The sequence below is a fragment of the Aestuariivirga sp. genome, from assembly GCF_044238155.1.
Classification (GTDB): Bacteria; Pseudomonadota; Alphaproteobacteria; order Rhizobiales; family Aestuariivirgaceae; genus Aestuariivirga.
In genome coordinates this window covers 1-2,782 of record NZ_JBIIDX010000240.1, presented here as the reverse complement: position 1 = coordinate 2,782, position 2,782 = coordinate 1, and the positions used below count along the sequence as shown (strand labels likewise).

The following is a 2,782-nucleotide window of genomic DNA, read 5'->3' as shown; positions in this document are numbered from 1 at the left end:
GTGAACCCCTGATTGATGATGAGTGGGTTGGAGCGATCCATCTCGATGACATCGCCGAAGGGCCGGAAGGCCTCATGGGTAAGAGGTTGCGGAGCGATCAGCATCATTGTTTCACGTGATCCTGCATGAGATGACGCCGAGCAATCCATAGTCCGCGCTTACCGCATCGCCGGAGGAAACCGCCATCGGCGTGAGGCAAGTGCCAGTGGTGACGAATTGCCCCGCCATGACGCCGCCGCAGTAGTTGGCAGCTTCATTGACGAACCAGGTCAGCGCGGTGAAGGGATTGCCCAGCACCGCGCGGCCGGTGCCTTCCGAGCGGAGCTGCCCGTTGACAAAGCCCCGCACCACATGTTCCGAAAGGTCGAGGCCGCGCCAGGGAACGGTGACGGGAGGGCCCAGCACCAGCCAGCAGGCGCAGGCGGTATCGGCGATGAGCTGGGCTGCCCCGACCTTGGTAAAATCCTCATAACGGCTGTCTGGCACCTCGATCGACAGATGCAGTGAGCCCACCGCCGCCAGAGCCTCGGCTTCGCTGTAGGGGGTTGACCGTGCTGGCAGGTCCCTGATGAAGCCAAACGCGAACTCGGCTTCCGCCACGCGCATGATGTTGCCGGCAAGCGGCACGCTTGCGCCGGGCGGCAGCAGCCTCTTTGTGAATATGCGCCCTGCCAGCGGGCCATCGACATTGATGTGCTTCTGGCCGGCTTCGCTGGTGGCCGCAATCTTCCAGCCCGCGACGGCGCTGCCACTGCGCGCCGCCAGGACTGCCGCCACCTGATAGCCCTCGGCACGCGAGGAGGGGCGCACCGTCTCCGGCAGGTCCGCCAGGCGGCCTGACGTGGCCCAATGATCGAGAAGAAGCTCCGCAGCTGCGGCAAAGTCGGGCGTGGTCATGGCATCTGTGCTCCCCGTCACCTTGCACCATGAATGGCAGGCAAGCGTCAAGCCGTGACCGGCTTGCTTGACAAGCCGAGTGCCAGCGCCACACACTGCGGCCGAACAAGCGGAGATCACGCTCGCATGTATGCAAGGCCCGGGACGGTTGAAGAGGCGGCGCGCGCCATGGCGGTGCCGGGTGCCCTTGCGCTTGCCGGCGGCACAGATGTCTACCCAGCCCATGCCGGCAAGCCGTTGTCTGTTCCGCTGGTGGACCTTTCGCGCGTGCAGGGACTGCGCGGCATATCCGAGGTGGACGGCGTCATCCGATTCGGTGCTGCCACCACCTGGAGCGACATCATAAAGGCGGATCTGCCGCCTGCGTTCGACGGGCTCAAGGCGGCGGCGCGCGAGGTGGGCTCGATCCAGATCCAGAACCGCGGCACCATCGCAGGCAATCTGTGCAATGCCTCTCCGGCGGCAGACGGCGTGCCGCCGCTGCTGACGCTCGACGCCTCCGTTGAACTCGCCTCGGCCTCCGGCAGGCGGGCGCTGCCGCTGTCTGCCTTCATCACCGGCTACCGGCGCACGGCGCTGCAACCGGGCGAAATCGTCACCGCCGTGCTGACGCCGAAGCCGCCGGCAGGCGCGCAGTCCGCCTTCGTCAAGCTGGGTGCACGGCGCTATCTGGTGATCTCCATCATCATGGCTGCGGCGATGGTGGTGAAGGATGCGCAGGGGCGAATTGCCAGTGCCGCCGTTGCGGTGGGCGCCGCATCGCCGGTGGCCCAGCGGCTTGTGGCCCTTGAGCGGGAGTTGCGTGGGCTCGGTCCTGGCGCAAGACCATCGTTGCTGGTGGCACCGCGCCATCTCTCGCCACTCTCTCCCATTGCTGATGTGCGGGCCTCCGCCGACTACCGCCTCGATGCAGCGGTTGCCGTCATCGCCGAGACCCTGGATCGGGCAACAGGGCTTGTCTGACGTGATTTCATTCAAACTGAACGGCAAGACTGTAGCCTGTGGGGCTGATCCCGGCACGCGGCTCAGCGAAGCCCTGCGCGGGCCCATGGGCCAGCGAGGCGTCAAGAGTGGCTGTGATGCAGGCGATTGTGGCGCCTGCACCGTGCTGGTCGATGGCGCGCCGGCGTGCGCCTGTCTTGTGCCGGTCGCGCAGATTGAGAACGCATCTGTGCAGACGGTTGAGGGCTTGTCACAGACCGCTGCAGGCGCGCGTCTTCAGAAGGCATTTCTGACGCGTGGCGCCGCGCAATGCGGCATCTGCACGCCGGGCATGCTGATGGCCGCCGCCGCACTGCTGGCGCGTGAGCCCTCGCCCAGCCGCGCCGCTGTCGCAGATGCGCTGGGCGGCGTCCTTTGCCGCTGTACGGGCTATGCCAAGATCATCGACGCAGTCATCGATGCCGCTGAGGGCCGCACTGCAACGGTGGCGCCGCCGCTTGCCGGTGGCGCGGTGGGCGCGTCAATTGCGCGGCTGGATGGCGGTCCGAAGGTCAGCGGCGAGGAACCCTATGGCGCAGATGCAATTCCCCCCGATGCGCTGTGGGTCAGGGCGGTGCGCTCACCTCACCACCGGGCTGGATTCAAGTTCGGCGACCTTGCACGGTATGTGGCCTCCCATCCTGGTATAGTTCGTGTACTGACGGTAAAGGATGTTCCGGGCCGCAATGTCTTCGGGGTGATCCCGCCTTTCGCTGACCAGCCGGTGTTTGCCGAACGCGAAACGCGTTTCCGCGGCGAGGCCGTTGCTGCGGTGGCGGGCGAACGCGCCGCCGTCGAAGCGCTCGACCTTGCGGCTTTTCCTGTTGCCTGGGAGGAACATCCGCATGTGCTCACCATTGCCGCAGCGCTGGATGGTAGTGCGCCGCAACTGCACGGCAACCGG

General features: G+C 66.2%; 4 protein-coding genes. 2 read left to right on the top strand and 2 right to left on the bottom strand.

The window, feature by feature from the left end:
* The coding region (locus tag ACILRN_RS16550; RefSeq protein WP_395690062.1) for an ureidoglycolate lyase at nt 1–104 on the bottom strand (104 nt) is incomplete at its 3' end.
* Between the two features lie 7 nt (nt 105–111).
* On the bottom strand, nt 112–897 hold the full coding sequence (locus ACILRN_RS16545; protein ID WP_395690061.1) for a 2-keto-4-pentenoate hydratase: 786 nt from the start codon (nt 895–897) through the stop codon (nt 112–114).
* A 126-nt stretch (nt 898–1,023) separates the two neighbouring features.
* On the opposite strand from ACILRN_RS16545, the gene ACILRN_RS16540 reads away from it, so the two are divergent.
* Together ACILRN_RS16540 and ACILRN_RS16535 are read left to right on the top strand one after the other, a co-directional pair.
* On the top strand, nt 1,024–1,860 hold the full coding sequence (locus tag ACILRN_RS16540; protein WP_395690060.1) for an FAD binding domain-containing protein: 837 nt from the start codon (nt 1,024–1,026) through the stop codon (nt 1,858–1,860).
* Between the two features lies 1 nt (nt 1,861).
* Nucleotides 1,862–2,782: 2Fe-2S iron-sulfur cluster-binding protein (locus tag ACILRN_RS16535; RefSeq protein ID WP_395690059.1), on the top strand; the 921-nt coding region annotated here is incomplete at its 3' end.